The sequence below is a fragment of the Grimontia indica genome (assembly GCF_000333895.2).
GTDB classification, from domain to species: domain Bacteria; phylum Pseudomonadota; class Gammaproteobacteria; order Enterobacterales; family Vibrionaceae; genus Enterovibrio; species Enterovibrio indicus.
This window is the reverse complement of the sequence record NZ_ANFM02000046.1, coordinates 22915-43655: the sequence shown is the minus strand read 5'-3', so window position 1 is coordinate 43655 and position 20741 is coordinate 22915. Positions and strand designations below refer to the sequence as shown.

The window sequence follows — 20741 nt, the reverse complement described above, 5'->3', positions numbered from 1 at the left end:
GTAGAAAAAAAGTCGATAACGCTTTTTTCACTGCTCGCCGTTTACCTTGCTTTCAACATAGCAAGGAGTGACGACGATGACAGTAATTCACTACATTTCACCGGCTTCAGACAAACGGATAGCACCACTCATTTCAGTCGTGATCCCGTTTTACAACGAAGAATCGGTGATTCAGGCATGCCATGACCGCGTGGTAGCCGCCCTCGACAATCTGAGAGCTCACTGCGAAATCATTTATATCGATGACGGAAGCAGTGATGACAGCGCGAAAATGGTGTCGGAACTGTCATCTGAATTGCACGACATAAGCCTGATCCGCCTTAGCCGCAATTTTGGTAAAGAAGCTGCTATGTCTGCTGGCATCAAAGCCACACGGGGTGAAGCCGTTGTGCTGCTGGATGCTGATTTACAAGACCCACCGGAACTCATCTCTGACATGGTCGAACAATGGCAACAAGGCTATGACGTTGTCGATATGCAGCGCCGTGAAAGGTTGGGAGAAAGCGCATTTAAGCGTTACACCGCGGCCATATTCTATAAGGTGCTGAACCGCCTTTGTGACGTGCCAATCCCCGAAAACGTCGGTGATTTCAGACTACTGGATCGCCGTGTCGTCGACACCATCAACGATCTGCCAGAGCGTACCCGCTTTATGAAAGGACTTTTTGCCTGGCCAGGTTTCCGTCGCACTGTGTTGCAGTTTGACCGCGACCCTCGTCTTGCAGGCCAAACCAAATGGAATACTTCCAAGCTGGTTAATCTCGCCGTGGAAGGCATTACCTCTTTCAGCACCAAACCTCTGCGCCTTGCGACTTTTGCAGGCGTTGCCACTGCTTTGGGCGCTGCTGCCATGGCGGGAGTGGTTCTCTTGAAAACCCTTATCTGGGGCGACCCTGTGGCAGGGTATCCAAGCATGATCTTAGTCGTGCTCATTCTTGGCAGCATTCAACTGCTCTCCATTGGCCTGATGGGTGAATACATCGGCCGGTTGTTTATCGAATCCAAACAGCGCCCCCTGTATTTGGTTGATACCCATTTCACCGCACCCGCGACACATTCATCAAAAGCTGTTACTGAGAAAACACAATGAAAACCCTCTTCAACAAACTTTCGTCTTTAAGCCTTTGGCAATTGGCGATCGCCATGATCGCTGTATCTTTGATTGTCCGTTTCGCTTCCCTTGCTATGTACCCTCTGATGGACACCACAGAAGCAAGATATGGTGAAATGGCGCGCATCATGTTCGAAACCCAAAACTGGGTGACCCCGATGTTCGACTATGACGTGCCTTTTTGGGGTAAGCCGCCACTATTCACATGGCTTAGTGCAGGCGGCATTGCCCTTTTTGGCAACAACGAATTTGCAGTGAGACTCCCTCATCTCATAGTCGGTATGGGGATCATTGGGTTGGTTTACCTTTTCGCCATAAAAGCAGGAAAATCACGCTCTGAAGCTGCGCTGGCGGCCGCTGTTTTGGCGAGCTGTGCAATATTCATCGTCATTTCTGGCGCTGTAATGACAGACACGGCCTTAACATTAGGTATTACCACCTCCATGGCCAGTTATTGGCTAGCGCTGGAACGTCAATCCAAAACTGCCGGTTACCTGTTCTTCGTTGGTTTGGCCATTGGCTTACTGGCAAAAGGTCCACTGACGCTGGTATTGGTTGGTATCAGTCTGGGGCTTTGGATATGTATTGGCGGTCGATGGCTGCAACCATTTCGAATGCTACCTTGGAGAAGCGGACTCCCGCTGATGTTAGCCATTGCGCTGCCTTGGTACCTGATTGCCGAATGGCAAACGCCGGGCTTTTTGAATTACTTCCTGATTGGCGAGCATTTTATGCGGTTCGTGGTTTCCGGTTGGGAAGGCGATCTCTACGGCACTGCCCACAACGAAGCTCGTGGCACTATCTGGCTGTTCGCCATTCTTGCAGCGCTTCCCTGGACACCCGTTTTCTTCTACCAGCTTTTCCGTCGCTTTCGCGCCGGCTCAGAAAGTATCTCTAACAACTATATCCAGTTCCTGTGGTGCTGGATGCTCGCCCCATTGCTACTGTTCACTTTCGCGGGGAACATACTTTCAAGTTATGTCATGCCAGGCATTCCTGCCTTTGCGCTTCTGATTGCTGCCTATCAGAGCGAAAAACCGCTGACGTCAAAGGTCTATCTAACAGGCTTTATCACGCCAGCACTTATCATGGGAGCAGCCACGGCACTATCACTCGGCGTAACCGGAAAAACTGGCGAGAATTCGCTGATGTCGCTTTGGCAAAAGCAGCCAGAAGCGCAATTTTCAGACCTATATTACGTCGGGCACAGACCTTTTTCTGCTCAGTATTATTCGGATGGAAAAGCGCGCAAGGCACAGGGAGAGCTCGCCGTTACCATTGAAGGGTTAAACCAACCGGCCTTTATTGTTCACTCCACCAAAGAAGTGAATGTCTTCGATAACTGCGAAAAGCGAGGAAACAGTGAAAAGCGGGTGTTGATTTACTGCACGCCGGATAATGGTTAAGGAAAAGGCGACATTAAGTCGCCTTTGTTTACTTATATTGGTTACAAGCTGCCGCTTTTTGTGTTCCTACGGATAAGGTTACGAAGCGGCTGCGCCCCACGATAAATCAGCAAGGATGCCAAAATCAGCGAACAGCCCGCAATCTTGTGGGCAGGCATGGCTTCGTGATACCACACCACACTCAGAATCACGGTCCAAACGGGTTCCAGAATCATAATGATTGCCGCATTTGCTGCACTCGCGCCTTTCTGCCCCAAGGTTTGCATTAGATAACGTAGGCTGGTCGCGACAAGCACGCTGAGCCCAAACCACACCCAGATATTTGATGGCACATGTTCTGGCCAGGTTTCCGTGAGCAGTGACGCAATCGTTGCCACCACACCTGTCACAAACAGTTGCACGCAGGTCAGTACTAACGCAGGAATACGCTGGGCGTAACGGCTGTTGGCATTGAAATGAATCGCCAGACAGATAGCTGCCAGCAGGAACCAGATTTGGCTTGCAGATAACTGCCAACCCACACCACCAAGTGACAGCAGTGCCAGACCACACACTGCGATAGGCATCGACACCCAGAAGATGCGCGGCGGTGCTTGCTTAAACAGCAACCAAGCAATCGGTGGTACAAACAGCATGGAAAGGCTCATGATGAATGCACCCTCACCGATTGAGGTGCTAACGGACATGGCATAAATCCATGAGAGCAGAGCACAAGAGAGGATGCTTCCAACCCCACCCGCACGGATAAGATCAGCCTTTTCTGAGCGTTTGAATGCCTTTAGGCAGAAAGGAACTAAAAACAGGGATGCAGCAATAAAGCGAAGGCCAACAAAACCAAATGGGGGCAGTCCTTGAATCGCCTCTTTAGAGAAAATCCAGCCCCAGGCCGCCAACACGGTAGCAAACAACAAAATCAAAGAAGCGCGTCTTTCAGACAACATTCCACACCAAAAATGAAAAGAACAAAGCGGCGAGCATTATCCCACTCCGTTTCGGTGGTGAACATTGAAATTGCGAGAAATAACAAAAAAAGCGGTGCCGAAGCACCGCAAGAGTCAGAAGGAGCTCGCCAGCCCCTATATGAGCGACACTCTACCCTCCTGGGGGAATTAGGAAGAACCGAGCACCGCAGTCATATCCGTTTTTATGTTGTCAGATTGAGTTCCAAAGATAGCCTGCAAATTGTCACCAACCACCACCACATCGACAGCACCCAGCGCTTTAATCGAGTCGATATTGGCTTGCTTGATGTCCTTCAGGTTCACACGCAGTCGGGTGATACAGGCATCCACATTTTGGATATTGCTCTTGCCGCCCATAGCAAACACCAAGTTGTGAGCCAGTTCTTCTCCAACAACATTGGATGTCGCAGCTTCTGCTTCGGTTTCCCCTTCGCGACCCGGCGTTTTCAAATCGAACGCTGTAATCGCGAAACGGAACAGGAAGTAGTAAAGCGCCGCCCAAAGAGGACCAATGATGGCGTAAAGCGCAGCATTCTCTGACAGCCCCCAGTAGAGGAAGAACTGCAGCGCGCCGTGGGCAAAATCGGTGCTGTGGAGGATTTCAAAGTAGTTCGTGATAGCAAAGCCAATGCCTGTCAGTACACAGTGCACAAAGTACAGAACCGGTGCGACAAACAGGAAGGTGAATTCGACAGGTTCAGTAATACCGGTTAACCAAGAGGTGAACGCAGCGGATGCCATCAAACCACCCACCATGACTTTTTTCTCTGGCGCCGCGCAGTGATACATCGCCAATGCAGCCGCTGGCAAAGCCCACATGGTGTACATAAAGCCGCCACCAAGACCAGTTGCTGTTTTGTCACCTGCGAAGAAGCGTTGCAGCTCACCGCGTACCACGTCGCCATTTTCGTTGACGAAGCTACCTACTTCAAAGAACCACACCGCATTCCACACATGGTGCAAGCCCAGTGGGATCAGCGCACGCTCAACAAAGCCATAAATACCGAATGCGGCTGGCTGGCCAAGCCCACTGACTGCATCAATACCACCGTAAATACCAGCACTCACCAGCGGCCAGACAAAGGCACAGGCGATACCGAGGAACAGTGACACAAAGGCAGTAATGATCGGCACAAAACGCTTACCGGCAAAGAAGGCTAGATAGTCTGGCAGCTTGATAGTGTGGAATCGGTTAAAGAAGTAAGCCGCAAACGAACCAATCAGGAGCGAACCGAATATCCCAGTGTTAAGGCTGTTTATTCCTATCATCTGGGTCAAATACCCCTGATGCTCCTCTATCCCGCGAAGTACAACGGTTTGGCCCATGGCGGCGTTAAACACAATCCAGCCTGCCACAGCAGCCAGTGCGGCGGTACCATCGTTGTTTTTCGCCAAACCAATCGCCACACCAATGACAAATAGCAACGTGATGTTGCCGAAAATCATATCCGCGGATTGCATCATGATTGACCAGAATGCATCTGGGAAGAACAGTTGTTGCGTTAAACCAAAGTTACCGACACCGAGCATCAAACCCGCCGCTGGCAATACAGCGACAGGTAGCATCAGCGAACGCCCGATTTTTTGTGCTTGTCCAAAGAATGAGCTGAACATAACAGATCCCTCTTAAATGAAGTGTGTGTTTCCCGGCCTCAATGTGTCGGGATGCTTTCATCTTATTTCGCTGAGATCCGCCGTAGGTATCATTTGGAAATCGGTTTGTATCAACACGGTTACATAGTCGAATTGCCCCAGAAAAAGCTGTGAAATTGTTCGCATAATCGCCGCCCATCCCCCGTTCAAATTTTCCCCAATGCCATGATTGTGCAGAGGAAAATAAGGAGATGATTCATGGCATTTCAGAAAAGGATTTTGATTGTCGATGACAGCGAGGAGCTGAGAGATGCGCTCAGTGCTTACCTGACCAAATCGGGCTTTGATGTCGTGACCGCCGTCGATGGTGAGCAGATGCACAAGGTGCTGGCTCAGGGAGAGCCGAGCCTGATTATCCTCGATGTGATGTTACCCGGTGATGACGGTTTCACGCTCTGTAGCCAAATCCGAAAAACCTCCAACGTTCCTATCATCATGCTCACCGCCGTGACCGATGAAATCGACCGTGTCACCGGATTAGAGCTGGGCGCGGATGATTACATCACCAAAACCTTCAGCCCACGTGAATTGTTGGCGCGTATTAAAGCGCTGCTGCGTCGTTCTCAGTTCAATCAGGGTTTAGAAGGCGCGCGTTATATTTGTTTTCTCGATTGGAAGCTCGATACTCTTGCAAGGGTTCTAGTGACGCCGAGCGGTGATGAAACCACCCTGTCAGGCGCTGATTTCTCTTTGCTTAGTCTTTTCCTTCGCCACCCTAACAAACCCCTTAGCCGCAACATTATTTCTGAAACCATTCGCGGCCGTGAAGCCATGCCACTCGAACGCGGTATAGATATTCAGGTCAGTCGTCTTCGCGCCAAACTGGAAGATCAGGACCATTCGCTGATCCGCACCCTTCGTAATGAGGGTTATATGTTGAGTGCGGATGTGATTCATGAAGCCTGAGCCTCAGCTAAAAGAAGACGATAAGTACGAAACGAAAGGTAAGCTGCTCAATCGAATCTGGCCTTTGGGTCTCGCCAGCCGTTTTATTCTGATGCTTTCTCTGGTCATTCTGACATCGCAGGCACTGACCAGCGCGGTCTGGTATCGATACAGCTATATGCAGGAAAAAGAAGGCTTGGAAACGGCGCTGGAAAGCATTGCCTCCAATGCGGCATTCACTGTCTCTTATTATCGCAAACTGCCTAAATCGAGCCGCCATTTGGTGCTAGAGCAAAATCGCAGTATGGGCGGAACCCGTTTTTTTATCTCGCTCAACAGCAAGAGAATTGACGCTAGGGGATTAGCGGCATCGGAGAGAAAGCAGGAGCTGGAACAAACCGTCAGCGAAGTGCTGAAAAGAACGCTTGGCCAGAAAATGTCCATCGACATTAACTTCAGCAAACGCGACGATTTGCGGGTTTACGATGCCGAAGTGCCACTTGACGATATTCCACGCGCCTTTGCCCGCTATACCATTGAAAAAGTGAAAGACGACCCACCCGCGCTGGTGATGCAGTTCAAACTCCCCAATGAGCAAAACGCGCCCGATGCACCGGAGCAATGGTTGTATCTGGCCACCAACCTTCCTGCACCCTATGTCTCGCTGGAATCGCGCTTTCTCGATGCTCGCCAGCTTAATTTCATCCTGCTTACCTCGGTGTTTGTTTTACTTTGTACCTGGCTGATCGTGCGCCGGGAGATCAAGCCAATTAAGAATCTAGCCCGCGCCGCCAAATTGATGGGAAGCAAGATGGATGCGCCCATTATTAAAGAAGAAGGAAGCGGCGAACTCATAGCCGCTGTTCATGCATTCAACACCATGAACCGTCGGATCCGCGCTTATATACGTGACCGGGATTTGCTGTTCGGCGCGATATCCCACGATCTCAAAACCCCTATCGCTTGCCTGAAACTTCGCACGGAAATGCTGGAAGATGATGAAGCAAAAATCCGTTTTGAACGTTCACTCAACGAGCTCGAGTTTATGGTGCAAGGTGCCCTGCACTACATCAAAGACACAGATATCCGCGAGCAGGTCGAATGGGTGGATATCAACGCTGTCCTCGAGGAAATCAGCGCCTTCTATGGCTCTGGAGAAAGTCAGGTCGCCGTTTTGGGCTCTGCTTCCCAATCGTTTCTGTGTAAACCCGTTGCCATAAAACGAATGCTGCACAACCTGATAGAGAACGGCGTGAAATATGGAGGACACGTGGATGTCAGCGTGCTGGATACTCCACGTAATCTGGTGATTAAAATCCGCGACCAAGGCCCCGGTATTCCGGATGAGCTTCGCGAGCGCGTGTTCGAGCCCTACTTCCGCATCCATCAGGAAAAGGAAGAAGGCACAGGGCTTGGGTTGAGTATCGTGCGCAATATTGTTCGTGGTCATGCTGGCAAGCTGGTTTTGCAAAATCATGCAGACGGTGGCCTCGTTGTCACTCTGTCGCTACCAAGAGAGGAATAACAATGAAAAGAACCCTTCTCGCCACCGCTTTGCTGGCAGCCAGTTTCCCCTCAATGGGTAATGCCGTCGAGTTGCTTCACTGGTGGACATCGAACGGCGAACGTGAGGCATTAGCAGAACTGGAATCTGCACTCAAACAACAAGGTTTCGCGTTAAAAAGTTCGCCCGTTCATGGCGGTGGCGGAGATACTGCGATGACCGTTTTACAAGCCAGAGCCATTGCCGGAAACCCGCCGGAAATGGCGCTGATTGAAGGGCCGGGTATTCAGTCGTGGGCAACATTAGGGTTTGTTTCTGACTTACACTCTGTCGCCACCAAGCAAAAGTGGGACGAAAGACTCCCTGATATTGCTACCAGTATCAACACCTACAAAAATCACTTTGTTGCCGCCCCTATCAACATTCACCGCGTTAACTGGCTATGGGTAAATAAGGCTGTTTTTGATGAAAATAAGCTCATTCCACCAACGGATTGGGATGAGTTTTTCACCATCGCTGAAATGCTGAAAGCACAGGGAATCCCCGCCCTTTCCATTGGCAATGAGCCTTGGCAACTGGCGATTCTGTTTGAAGTGCTCGCACTGGGTCTTTATGGCAGTGATTACTATCGTGAACTCCTCATTGAGTTTGATGATGCCTTGGTAACGAATCAAAAAACCGTTGAGCTATTTAAGACATTCCGTCGCCTCAAGCCTTATATGACCGATCCATCGATACCTGTTTCATGGGACACTGCGACGTTGAATATGGCAGAGGGAAAAGCCGCCATGCAGCTTCAGGGAGACTGGGTGAAGGGCGAGCTCAGTTATATGAATCTCACACCCAGTCGAGATTATGACTGCCTGCCCGCACCGGGAACCGCCAATACCTTTATCTACAATGTCGATAGTTTTGTGTTATTCCGGCTAAGAACAGAAGCGTCTAAAAACATGGCGAATCAACTGGCAAACACCTTGGTTTCCTCTGATTTTCAGTCCCGCTTTAACCAGAAGAAAGGCTCAATTCCTATTCTCAAAGATGTCGACATGACGCCATTTGATCTCTGCGCCAAAGCGTCCAAACTGGCATTTGTTCAAGCCGAAGCAAACAACACCCTCCTCCCCAGCATGTCCGATTCCATGGCTGTCTCCCCCCAACTTCAGGAAGCCATGCTTGAGCTGATTAACCACTATTTCAACGACGATACCTTTACCGAAGAAGAAGCTATCAGCCAGTTAATGAAAATTGCTGCCAGCGTGCACTTCAATGGCTAACGTTAATCGCTAACCATAAGAAATTTCGATAAAGCTCTACAGCCTTTACTGCGTTTGTTATAAATAGAATATACCCAAGAGATCTCATGCAGTAAGGACAAAGAATGAGTGCAGGACAAAGGGAAATGACATTACGTTTTCTGGCAGAGCCCGGAGACGTTAACTTTGGCGGAAAGGTACACGGTGGTGCCGTGATGAAATGGATTGACCTTGCAGCCTACGCAAATGCAGCAGCATGGAGTGGCAAATATTGCATAACGGCATACGCTGGCGGTATTCGCTTCGTGCAACCAATTCACGTTGGTAACCTTGTCGAAGTCAGTGCCAAAGTCATCTACACGGGCACATCTTCCATGCATATTGCAATTGATGTGCAGGCCAGTGACCCGAAAGAGATGAAAAATCGTCTGACTACCCACTGTATCGTCATCATGGTGGCCGTGGACGAAAACGGTAAGCCAACACCTATTCCGAAATGGGTGCCGGAAACTGACGAAGACAAAGAGCTTGAACAATCTGCCATTCGCCTGATGAATATGCGTAAACAAATCGGCGAAGAGATGGAAGCGCATGTGAAACTTCTTAAGTAGCGAGAGAGTAATGCCCAAAATTGTTCAATTATATTGTTGAAGTCAAGAGCATTGAAATATTCTGAAGTAAGAGGCTTGCCAGCCTCTTATTTTATATATATCAAATAGATAAACTCCAATCTGAAAGAATAATCAATAAAATTACATATATATTCAAACGCTCCATATCAACAACTAATTCGAATGAGTCACACGAAATACCCAGAAAAATGGTAAAAATTCCCATTTTTTTTCTCTTCCAACAGCATTTCATTCTAATTCCATACTTTCTTATTTTCTCATGTCGAATATTTTTAGAATCTTCTTAGTGACAGCATCAAAATTGTAAACAACCAAGCAATTCATCCCTATGATTTTTATAGAGTTACTTGTTTTATTTAGCGAAAACTAAAAAATATCGCGTTTTTCCCACCACATTCCCCCTTTAAGCATTCCGGCAATTAATTCGACAGAAATTGTCTCACTCATGAAACTTTTCACTATAGAAACTCATCCGCTGATACGTCAGATTCCGCTGGCAAGAAAGCGCTTACATCGCGATCGATTTTTCTCAATCAGACAAACGGAGCATCAAATGGCCAACATCATTAATGGAACAGAAAATGATGACCACATCATCGGCACAAATGGCGTCGATTTTATCTATGGCAACGGCGGAAATGACTACATCGAAGGGTGGGACGGCACAGACTTTATCTATGGCGGTGATGGTGATGACACTGTTATCGGCGGTAAAGGCACAGATGAAGTGCATGGTGACGCGGGGAACGACTGGGTACGTGGTGGTCTGTCGAATGACAACCTTTACGGTGATTCGGGCGATGACCGGGTTGAGGGCTTTGATGGTGACGATAACCTGTATGGCGGAACCGGCGCTGACGATCTTTATGGCGGTGAAGGCCAAGATAACCTTTATGGTGGTGATGGCGACGACAAAGCACGAGGCAACGAAGGAGATGACTTTGTTAGCGGCGGCTTGGGTAACGATGTCCTCTTCGGTAATGAAGGCAACGACGAGATAAATGGCGATGAAGGCAACGACGTACTGTGGGGCAATGAAGGCGAAGACTTTATCCGCGGTGGCGAAGGCCAGGATTCACTCTGGGGTGGTAGCGAAAACGACCAGCTTTATGGTGGCGCCGACAACGATCAGCTGAGAGGCGAAGACGGCGCTGACAAATTGGGTGGTGGCTTAGGCGATGACAAGCTTTACGGCGGCAGCGGTGGTGATGAACTTTACGGTGATGTCGGTAACGATGAACTTTATGGCGGCGGTGGCAACGACTACCTGGTCGGTGGCGACGGCGACGACATCATGCACGGCGAAGGCAATGATGACCGCATGCTAGGTGGTGCAGGAAACGACACCATGTACGGCGGCAATATGTTGGATTACATGCATGGCGGCACGGGTAATGACACCCTGTATGGCGGCAACAACAATGATGAACTCCGCGGTTCCGATGGCCATGACACTCTGTATGGTGAAGCCGGTGAAGACTACCTGAATGGTGGTAAAGGCAATGACTACCTAGACGGTGGTTATCATGCTGACATTCTCGAAGGTCACATGGGTAACGACATCCTTAAAGGCGGTGCCAACAGTGACAAACTGTATGGTGGCGGCGAAGATGACTGTCTGTACGGCGAGAATGGTGATGACCTGCTCGTTGGTGGCAACGGCGATGACTATTTGGTGGGTGGTTTCGGCGCAGATACCTTCTTTTTCGAATATCGTGATCATAACGACACCATCGCTGATTTCAGCAAAGGCCAAGGCGACAAAATACAAATCGACAGCTCTCTGCTGACGAAATTCAACCAAATTAGTATTACCCAAGTTGGTGCCGATACCGTGCTTGATCTGGGCAACCACACAACAGTGACGTTGGAAGACTTCAACGCCAACAAAGTGACCAGCGATATGTTTGATTTCGTTTAATTCACTATTTGAATGCTGGGGTTCAACACTTCCCCAGCATTCTTAATGGTTCATGGAGGAACCAATGAAAAGCCTTATAAAGTCTGTCTTAGCACTGTTACTGATTTTGAATGCAAACCCTGCCCTTGCAGAGCCTAAAGAACGTATTACAGGCTTCGTACTGCGTGGCGATGTAGATGGCTCAGTCAACAACTTTACCTCTGATCGAAATGGCTACGACGACCCTTATCAACTCGTTTCTGTTGAAACAAGTGATGGGCAAATAGAGCAAAAGCCTATCGGCGAATATATTGATGGACTCGTTGTTCAGGTTGAATGGCGTCACCTTCAGAAAGAAGAAGCGGGGCCAATCACCGAGAATAATGTCATTGATCAGGCGATTGCACGCGTCAATGAGTGGAACAATGACCCTGAAACAACTAACACCCTAGGCATTAAATTACGCGTCTTTTCAGGTGTTTTTTCTCCTAAATGGCTCACTTACCATTGGCACAAAGGGAAATACAAGCTGAAGAATTGCGAGAAAGGACAGAACGCTACAGCAGAAGAAATGTGCGGCGTAAGAGCCTATTTCAAAAATAACAAACAAGGCATCATCCCTTCCCATTGGAAGCTATCTTTCAGAACACACTGGAGAGACCTGCAAGAGAAACTTGCCGATAAATACGACAATGTTCCTGTGATCAGAGAACTCGCTGTTTCTGGCTGCATGACACACCATGCGGAAACAATGTGGCGCAACAAAGGCGATTACAACCGACCAGACGGAAAACACAACGTGCAGGCCTTGCTAAATGGAGGTATGACCCTGGAAAGCGACAAATCATGCCTTCGCTGGCAAATAAAAGTTGCTGCGAAGAAATGGGACAACACCCCAATCGCCATGGCGTACAACATGTGGAATGACTACGAGGTTGTTAATGACGAATTGATTTGGACAACAAAGCCGCAGTTCACAAAAGAGTTAATGGATAAATGTATTGAAGAGGCAGATACAAACTGCATCCTCGGCAACAACTCGTTGGGATTGAATGATATTGGAGATGAGAACAACACTGATGATGTCACCTATTACCTGAAAGAATTTGGTGACGCCGGGCATCATATTTATGTGCAAACCGAAACGACAATAGACCATCAATGGGTTGCACTCAATCATGCTGCCGACGTACTCAATGCACAGATGGGAGAACTTCCCAAAATTAAAGCGATGAACAAAGAGAGTCCAACTTTTCTAACGGGCAGTAACATGCAAAATGCCCGAAATAATTTAAAGTTCTAACCAAAACTTTTTGCCGGGCTATCCGGCAATTTTTTTGGATATAGGGTCTTTTCGCGGGGGTCTATTACCCCCTTTTCTTTTCCCGGTTCCAAACCCATTCAATGCTCACTATTCCTGTTGAACATCCATTCTCTATGCTCCTTTTTGCACTAATTTGTGAACAGGCACCATTCAATGCTCATCTGTCCAAATACTAATACAGACTTGTTAACGCGCTTTGTTTTGTAATCAGTTTTGATGGCCAAAAACAATTATCAGCCCCGATTCAAAAATTTCTCATTCCGTCTTGAACTTTAAATATTATCGCCGACGGAAAGCATTCCATGGAGATAGGTATGTCTATTCAAGAACTCAGTCTTTCTAACGAAGGAACGTATTCACTCACGCTCAGTTCAGCCCCCCTTGAACTTACAGATTTCGTTTATACAACCACTACCTATAACGAGATTACCGGTACAGAAAACGACGACGTCCTCTACGGTGTCGAAGGTAACAACCGTATTTACGGGCTCGGTGGAAAAGACACCCTTTATGGTCACGAGAGCACCGACGAGCTATATGGTGGCAGTCTTGACGATAAGCTCTATGGCTATGGCGGAAATGACTTCCTCTATGGCGATGGTGGCAAAGATACCTTATATGGTGGCCTGGGAGAGGATGAGTTATATGGCGGCATAGGTGACGACAAGCTTTATGGTGAGGAAGGCAACGACAAATTATACGGTGGCACCCTAAACGATACTCTCCATGGGGGCGAAGGTAATGATGAGCTTTTCGGCGAGCAAGACAACGACAAATTATACGGTGGTGCCGACCAGGATAAGCTCTATGGTGGCGATGGCAGAGACACTCTCTATGGTGATGAAGGTGATGACTCTCTGAGTGGAGATGCCGGTAACGATAGGCTTTATGGCGGTGACGGAAACGACATCCTGAATGGAGGTGCAGATCATGACACACTCTATGGGGGGCAAGGTAACGATTTACTTCATGGTAATCAGGGCTGGGATTCCCTCTACGGAGAGGCTGGAGACGACATTCTGATTGACGAGGATGGAGGCTCTCTCTCGGGTGGTGATGGGAGCGATACTCTGACTGTCTATGGGAATGATAGGTCTACGCTGGATGGAGATAACGATAATGACACCCTTAATGGCGGTGGTGGTAACGATACACTCAGTGGCGGCGGTGATCATGATGTCCTGAATGGCGGTGACGGCGACGATACCTTGTATGGCGGCGAATCGTTTAGGGCCGATTGGCGCCCCGCCAACGACGATGGTGATGACACTCTGAACGGCGGAACAGGTAACGATACCCTATACGGTGACTATCGAACCGTCTCACATAGTAGTGTCACCGGCAATGATACGCTTAATGGTGGAGATGGCGACGATATTCTTTATGGTGACTACGAGATTAATAGTATCAACAGCATTGGGGGCAACGATACACTTTCTGGTGGTGTAGGGAACGACTACCTAAATGGTGGTGACGGACAGGACCTTGCCATGGGTGGTACTGGTAACGATGTTATTTTTGAGTCTGAACTGGCGATTGGTGGCAGCGGAAATGACAGAGTTCATGGAGATTCAAGCTCATCCGATACTCTTATAGGGGGTGCGGGTGATGACTGGGTGGAAGGCTATGGAAATGATGTTGCAAGGGGTGGCAGTGGCAATGACGTATTAACGAGCCTTGGCAACAAAGACACGCTATTGGGGGGCGAGGGAAATGATGTCCTCCACGTTGTCGGCAGTCTAGGAAATGGAGCTGCCCTGTTCGCTGGGTCAGGGGATGATATCCTGTCCGGCAATGCCAATAATCAATGGTTTCATGGCGGTGCAGGCTCGGACACTTTCCATTTTGGCACTTCCTTGTATTTTGACCTCGCCAAAAGTGCAAATTCGATACCCTCCTATTTCACTGGGCATGACAAAATAGCCGACTTCGAAATTGGCATTGATACCATCACCATCGATACAGCGATTGCCTCTGACTTTGATGATCTGGTTATCGAGCAAGTGGGCTCAAAAGCTGTGATTACTCTGTCTAATGGCTCCACCATTACCCTGAACAATACCAACGCTTCCTTGTTATCCGCCGACGATTTTTCGTTTACAAGCACATCGACCTTCAATGATTCCCTGAGTACTTGGGGAGCGCACATTGGAGAGTCTTGGCACTATGGCGGTAGCTTTCAATCAAACCAATGGGTTTTCGGTGATAAACGGCACGACGTCATCACCGCGACTCACTATGCGGATGGTGGAGCAGGAAATGACACGCTAATCAGTTACGGTAAAAAAGAGATTTTGGCGGGTGGTGAAGGTGCCGATACGTTCGATCTCCAGTTTGGGTCCAGTGGTATCACGACGATTAAGGACTTTGACGTTAACGAAGACCAATTGATATTTAAAGCGACTATCAGTTACTACGGTTTTGATTATTCAGATAGACCGAGTCTGACTTTCTCACCATCAAGCTTGGCACCTACCGCCTACGAAAATGGCACGGTCCTCAAAGCTGACCTAGGCTTTGAAATCTATCTAGAAGGCGTTGACCCAGACTCAATAGCATTAGATGACATCACACTTCTCGTACGCGCTGCATCAGACGGTATTGGGAATACACTTATCGGTGGCAACCGCGATGACTCTCTTGATGGCAACTCCGGCAGCGACACTCTCGAAGGCCGCGGCGGGAACGATACCCTAATTGGGGGCGGAGGTCATGACACTCTCCTCGGCGGTGAAGGCGATGATGAGCTGTCTGGTGATGGTGGTAACGATAGCCTTGACGGTGGTCAAGGGAACGACAGACTCCATGCTGGAGAGGGAGAGAACCAACTCTCCGGAGGCGAAGGCGCTGACACCTTTGTGATTGGTCATTTCAGCACCGAGTTGGCTGGCTTTAACAGCTATGATTGGAACTCGTTCAATAACTACAGATATGAAGATACCATCACGGACTTTGAAGTGGCCGTTGATTCGCTGAATATTACCCACTTGCTGGATGACAACACAATCCGGTTCCTCGCTAACGAAGACAATATATTCAGAGCAAGTGATTTGATTAAGCAAGTAGGCAATGATGTCGTAATTCAAGGCTCATCAACAGCCATCTCCACTCTTCAAAATGTTCAGCTTGATGACTTTTCAGATGAGCAGATTTCCTTCACTTTGATTGGCAGAAACTCCGCCAACCACATCGTCGGTGGCGCCAGTGATGACTCACTGTTGGGGCGTAAGGGCAACGATATATTGGAAGGAGGCGACGGAGATGACTGGCTGCAAGGCGACGAAGGTTACGATACCCTCACTGGCGGACAAGGTGCAGACACTTTTGTCTTAAGCGACGCTCGACAGACTTACAGCAGCAGCGTTGAAACAGATACCATCACTGATTTTGAAATTGGTATCGATAAGATCGCATTCAACAACATCCACTACGCCGAGATTAACTTTGATGATTTCATCATCACACAGCAAGGCGATGACACCTTGATTCAGATGATCCGTAAATTCGACTTCGGCGGAGAGACGGAATATGTTGATGACAACGTCAATGTGCTGCTGAAAAACATCAACGCGGAAGACATCAGCGCTGATGATTTTGATTTCTTCTATCTATCTTGATGTTCCACATCATCGTTCTGAAAACAGCGCCGATTGGCGCTGTTTTTCCACCTTAGACTTCAAAAGATCTTACACCGCGTATCAAAACTAAGTCATTCAAGCTGATGGGCATTTAGTAGCATCCAATTAGACAAGGGAATTCTAATAAAAGCTCATTGGTTAGCAAGAAAGTCTCACCAGAATCATGGAAGTTGGCAGTCATGAAAAATCTAGTTTTAACTCTATTCTCTGTTTTGCTGGTTGTTAGTTGCGGTGGAGGTTCTGGTTCAGGAGGGGGAGCAGATAATAACGGTTCAAGTTCAGGTATTTTACCTCTTCAATCAGAAATTGATCTATATGTAACAGCTGAGAACCGATATGCCTCCTTCAATCTACCAATAGAAGTATCAATACCTGAATCTACAAGTGAAGTTTATTTGTACGTGGGAAGTAACTTTGGTTCTTCATCAGGAATTAGCAACTTATCACTATCAATTGTCCTTGGAGGAGAGTCTAACGTTAGCTTTGACTACTACTTGCCTGAGTCAAATCCTGGAGGTGACTACAAGGAAGTGCTCACACTGTACTTTTGTTATGATGAGAACTGTAACAGCACGATAGAAGGTTCTCCTTTCGACATTACTCTCAATGTGAACACGACGCTCCCTACCATCTCAAGTAGTACAATACGCTCGTATACCGTGAAACGGAGAATCGATGACCCAACTGAGATGGTATTTGATATAAAAATACCGATAGAAAATTCTCACAGAAGCTCAAACTCCTATGTGGAATTTTCTGGAGATGCTTCATTTTCAGTGATCCAGTGTCCTTTCAACTCTGACAGGACTGAAGCAACATGTCCTGTTACTATCGAAAGCCTAAATACAATGTCTTACTATACGATGGATCAGGGGTATACTTTATCAGTTAACCTATGTTATGCCGATTACTGCTTTGGCTCAAATTCGGACAATATATTAATTTCGGTGATGTTCGAGAGTGAACAGCTTTCAACAATTAGCTCAGAACTCCCAAAAGCGTTGGTTGGCCGATATGATGAAGACAACCATTTAACATACAGTCGATTTTACAACGCCTTTATATATTATGGCTCTAGTTCTGAAACCAATAGAAACCTAATGATAAAGCCAGTTAATGGTGGTGAGACAGTAATAATACCGTTACGAACCTCTATTTTCGAAAAACTCGGAAAGATTCATGTCGATGATGGCTCAGGTCAAATATTTTACCTGAGATCATCTGACGACCGAAGCGCACTTTATAAGCTGACTCCTAATCTAAATTCACCACAAGAATCTATTACAATAGAGTATATCAACAGTGTTCCTTCACCAAGTGATGCGTTATTTAAAAATGACAGCTTGTTTTTATCTTACACCAATCAATCGTATAGCGATTCACATCTGACAGAAATAAAAATATCAACTGGTAATGAGATAAAAAGGAACTCTGAGATATCGACATCGGAAGTTAGAAGGATTAGTTTGACGAGCCTTGATGGAGATATATTTTCAGGTATAACCGAGTCACGTAAGAACACCATAGTCAGGTTCCGAGAGGGAAATATAGAGGAACAAGACATCAACAGTATAGAATATCCTTACTCCTATGAATGCAATGAGATTTTGTCTACTGAAGATATCATACTAAATAGATGCGGAAGAAGATTTGAAAAAGACTCTAGTAACAATGATATCATGGTCGAAATAGAACCAATCCCACGCCCAAGTTGGTTTGATCACGAAAATGAAGAAGAAAATCGATTCTTGGTGTCAGCCTTAAAAATGGATTCAGGTAACTATATCTATGTCGAGCGGAGCAAGAAAGACTGTGTAGATAACTGCGTAAATTATCTAACTATAGCGAATAAGGACAATTCTGAAGTTCAAGAGTTTTTTCTTCCTAGCAGTCTATCAATTGCTTCAGGGCTTCATGTTGACAATGATGGGAACCTATGGATATCAGGAAAGTCAAACTTAGGATTTCTCGTTGCTCAAAAGTTAATGCTATCTCAGTAAATCGAAACCTTAAGGCTAATAACCAATTACGCCACTATTAGCTTTTTCTTTGAGGCTCGAGATGAGCCTCAATCTTCGATATTTTTTTACATAACCCTTGTCAATTAACAAAACCAAACGAGCTTCCATCCATAATACTGCAGTAGTTAATAGTTTTTTGGAGTACTAATTATCGCAATGGAATAAAGGCTTATTCCCAAGCTAGATTCACGTATATTTTCCAAATCAGCCCAATTAAAAGTTTCGTTTCTTCCGCCGACTACCAGTATTACAGAGCACCTATTTGGCAAAAATTTTTTTGTATTAGCACTGATCCGAAGGGTATTTCTCCTTCAGAAATTTCTACTCTAGAAGCAAGAAGCCCTGTGTATGCAGTAGGGTTAGGAAGAAGGCTCAGTGAAAAAGCCAAGATGTAGAGTAGAACAAAGCGGTGCTTCAGCACCGCTTTGTCTAGGTAACCCCGAGAAAAGCTACGGCTCAATCTGCCCTCGAATCTCACCACTTCCAACCGCAGGTGTATGCACATTTACATAGTGCCCGCCTGACTGAAACATCACTTTTTGTTCGTCAGTCAAGGTGGTATCTACTGGCGTTTGCCATACGCTAACGTCATCAACGCTTTGCTCCAAACCAACCACAACGCCACCGTTGGTGCCAGTGATACCTTGGTGGATATGTGCCGCCACTGCATCTTCGACACCTCGGGTAACCAATCTTAAATCCAGGTGACCGTTTACATCATTCAGCAAGGCATAACCATCACCGCTCGCGTCTGTCGTAACAGGCGGAACTTCCTGATCACCCGACAGTGGGAAAGTGTAAATGGAATAGTCAGGCGAGAAAATCTGCCCACGGATTTCGCCGGGTGGGTTCGCTGGCGTGTGGAAATTGGTGTAAAAGGCGCCTGAAAGCATGTCTTCAAACGTTTCTGCGCTTAGTGACGTGTCTTCAGGCGCCGTCCACACATTGGGATCCTCCGCGTTTTGATCCAACACCACCAGCACGCCGCCATTGCTGCCAACGCGACCAGTATGGATATGGGCTGCGACTGCATCTTCAATGCCCTGCGAATTCACCCTTAGATTCAGCGTTTCTTCGACGCTGTTATAAGCCAGATACCCTTGTCCACTGGCATCAGTCGCTACAGACGGCACCTGTTGGCTGCCATCCGCTTTGAAGGAGAGAATAGTGATAGTCTTCGGCACAATTTGCGCGCGCACTTCGCCGGAAGGCACCGCTTCGGTGTGAACATTGATGTACCAATCGCCGTTCTTCAGCGCTTCCATTTCGGCATAGCTTAAGCCGTTCTCACGAACCACTAAATAGCGCTTTTCACCGTGTTTCCATTTGTGCTTTTTAGGCGCTTCAAAGGTGTATTCCACACCGCCAGTTTCCCCTATTCCGCCGTTGTGAATATGGGCAAACTTAAAACCTTCGATACCATCGATATACAGCCTGGCCCGAAGCTTTTTACGTTTTTCATCAAGCTGAACACGCGCCTTTGTCGACAGCTCTGAATCATTGAGTGGCACTGCCTGGCTGCCACTCAAGGTTAAGTGATACGTTTGCGTTGCCTCAAATCCACACGCTGACAACAGAAACACTGCCATCAACACCACTAGCTTTTTCATCCTAAAATCCTCTTTTGTCCTAAATGATCAGGTTTCTTCTTTCACCTGTTTTCTGAAGACGAAGATAGGATTCGGGTAGATGCAGCGATTTGCACCATGCCCCTCAAAGCATTAGTGAATAGTCAGGAGTGAAATGTAAAACGCGTTATCGAGACAATAGTCTGTAAAGGTTTATTGCAGAGGAGAGCGCTAAAATCATGTCTGGTCAGTCTCCCCCGCCACCACAGCCACCACCATCTCCTGAGCAACCCATTCCACCCCCGCAGCCAGAAGAACAGCCAATGTGACTGGCACAGTAGGTATTTGAGTTGCTCTTCTGGCAGTCGAGCGAGTACTTAAAGCCATCGTCAATATTTAGCCTTGAGTCTATGTCGAAAAGGAGCGGAAGCTTTGATGGATTCGCGGAATTGATACCTTCACGAGCGCAAGATAATCGCCATGCCCGTTTAATACCGTCCAAAGCCATCGTTGGTGTCACCATCGCTTCGGTGGGCGTATGGTGCAGAAACCGGTCAAATGCTTTGTCACAAAATCCTTTGTATTCTCTAGTGAACAAAATGAACTCATGCCAAGCGACATCCACAACCTGTGAAGGCATCGCGACCATGCGTTTATTACCCTCATGACAAAGAAAGAAATATTCTTTCAAACCATCGATAACTAGGGATAGATTTTCATCAGTCAGGTGGGGATAACGCTGGTGAACCTTTGTTTTGATCGCTTTGTTGAAACGGTATGTGCCAATGAATACCCGCTGTGCCTTTCGCTTTTGGTACTGTGAAACGTAGAAAAATACCACAACTAAAAAAACGCACCCTATGTACCAGATTTCCATATCACAC

Annotated in this window: 14 protein-coding genes; 10 read left to right on the top strand and 4 right to left on the bottom strand. The window is 47.4% G+C overall.

The annotated features are described in order from the left end of the window. Positions 1-76 precede the first annotated feature (76 nt). Together D515_RS21630 and D515_RS26490 are read left to right on the top strand one after the other, a co-directional pair. Entirely contained in the window at positions 77-1090 is a 1014-nt protein-coding gene (locus D515_RS21630; RefSeq protein WP_002541658.1) for a glycosyltransferase family 2 protein, read from the top strand. Then, a complete protein-coding gene (locus D515_RS26490) occupies positions 1087-2517 on the top strand; it encodes an ArnT family glycosyltransferase (RefSeq protein WP_002541657.1) in 1431 nt (476 codons plus the stop codon). The genes D515_RS21630 and D515_RS26490 overlap by 4 nt, the downstream gene beginning before the upstream one ends. Positions 2518-2558: 41 nt before the next feature. Here the strand turns inward: D515_RS26490 and D515_RS21620 are convergent, their stop codons facing one another. Together D515_RS21620 and ptsG are read right to left on the bottom strand one after the other, a co-directional pair. Then, a complete protein-coding gene (locus tag D515_RS21620; protein ID WP_002541656.1) occupies positions 2559-3458 on the bottom strand; it encodes a DMT family transporter in 900 nt (299 codons plus the stop codon). Positions 3459-3626: 168 nt separating this feature from the next. Further along, entirely contained in the window at positions 3627-5093 is a 1467-nt protein-coding gene (gene ptsG, locus D515_RS21615; RefSeq protein WP_002541654.1) for a glucose-specific PTS transporter subunit IIBC, read from the bottom strand. A 237-nt stretch (positions 5094-5330) separates the two neighbouring features. Here ptsG and D515_RS21610 point away from each other — a divergent pair, with 237 nt between their 5' ends. The 8 genes from D515_RS21610 to D515_RS25785 all read left to right on the top strand — a co-directional run bounded on the left by D515_RS21610 (position 5331) and on the right by D515_RS25785 (position 18268). After that, on the top strand, positions 5331-6038 hold the full coding sequence (locus tag D515_RS21610; RefSeq protein ID WP_002541653.1) for a response regulator: 708 nt from the start codon (positions 5331-5333) through the stop codon (positions 6036-6038). Beyond that, entirely contained in the window at positions 6028-7542 is a 1515-nt protein-coding gene (locus D515_RS21605; protein ID WP_002541652.1) for an ATP-binding protein, read from the top strand. Before D515_RS21610 ends, D515_RS21605 begins: the two co-directional genes overlap by 11 nt. A 2-nt stretch (positions 7543-7544) precedes the next feature. Next, positions 7545-8795 carry an ABC transporter substrate-binding protein gene (locus tag D515_RS21600; RefSeq protein WP_002541651.1) on the top strand — a complete coding sequence of 417 codons (1251 nt, stop codon included), beginning with the start codon at positions 7545-7547 and terminating at the stop codon, positions 8793-8795. A gap of 104 nt (positions 8796-8899) precedes the next feature. Next, positions 8900-9385 carry an acyl-CoA thioesterase gene (locus D515_RS21595; protein WP_002541650.1) on the top strand — a complete coding sequence of 162 codons (486 nt, stop codon included), beginning with the start codon at positions 8900-8902 and terminating at the stop codon, positions 9383-9385. 574 nt (positions 9386-9959) lie between these two features. After that, on the top strand, positions 9960-11327 hold the full coding sequence (locus tag D515_RS21590; RefSeq protein WP_002541648.1) for a calcium-binding protein: 1368 nt from the start codon (positions 9960-9962) through the stop codon (positions 11325-11327). A 52-nt stretch (positions 11328-11379) separates the two neighbouring features. Next, positions 11380-12609: a hypothetical protein gene (locus D515_RS21585; RefSeq protein ID WP_152442416.1), complete on the top strand. Its 1230-nt coding sequence runs from the start codon at positions 11380-11382 to the stop codon at positions 12607-12609. Between the two features lie 335 nt (positions 12610-12944). Beyond that, positions 12945-16247, top strand: coding sequence for a calcium-binding protein (locus D515_RS26395; protein WP_051997543.1), 3303 nt, complete (start codon positions 12945-12947; stop codon positions 16245-16247). Between the two features lie 200 nt (positions 16248-16447). Further along, a complete protein-coding gene (locus D515_RS25785) occupies positions 16448-18268 on the top strand; it encodes a hypothetical protein (protein ID WP_002541645.1) in 1821 nt (606 codons plus the stop codon). Between the two features lie 470 nt (positions 18269-18738). On the opposite strand, the gene D515_RS21570 is transcribed toward D515_RS25785, so the two are convergent. Together D515_RS21570 and D515_RS21565 are read right to left on the bottom strand one after the other, a co-directional pair. Further along, positions 18739-19899: a CHRD domain-containing protein gene (locus D515_RS21570; RefSeq protein ID WP_002541643.1), complete on the bottom strand. Its 1161-nt coding sequence runs from the start codon at positions 19897-19899 to the stop codon at positions 18739-18741. A gap of 205 nt (positions 19900-20104) precedes the next feature. Continuing rightward, the gene (locus D515_RS21565; RefSeq protein WP_039850479.1) at positions 20105-20734 is read right to left on the bottom strand and encodes a glycine-rich domain-containing protein; all 630 of its coding nucleotides are present in this window, start codon (positions 20732-20734) and stop codon (positions 20105-20107) included. Positions 20735-20741: the final 7 nt, after the last annotated feature.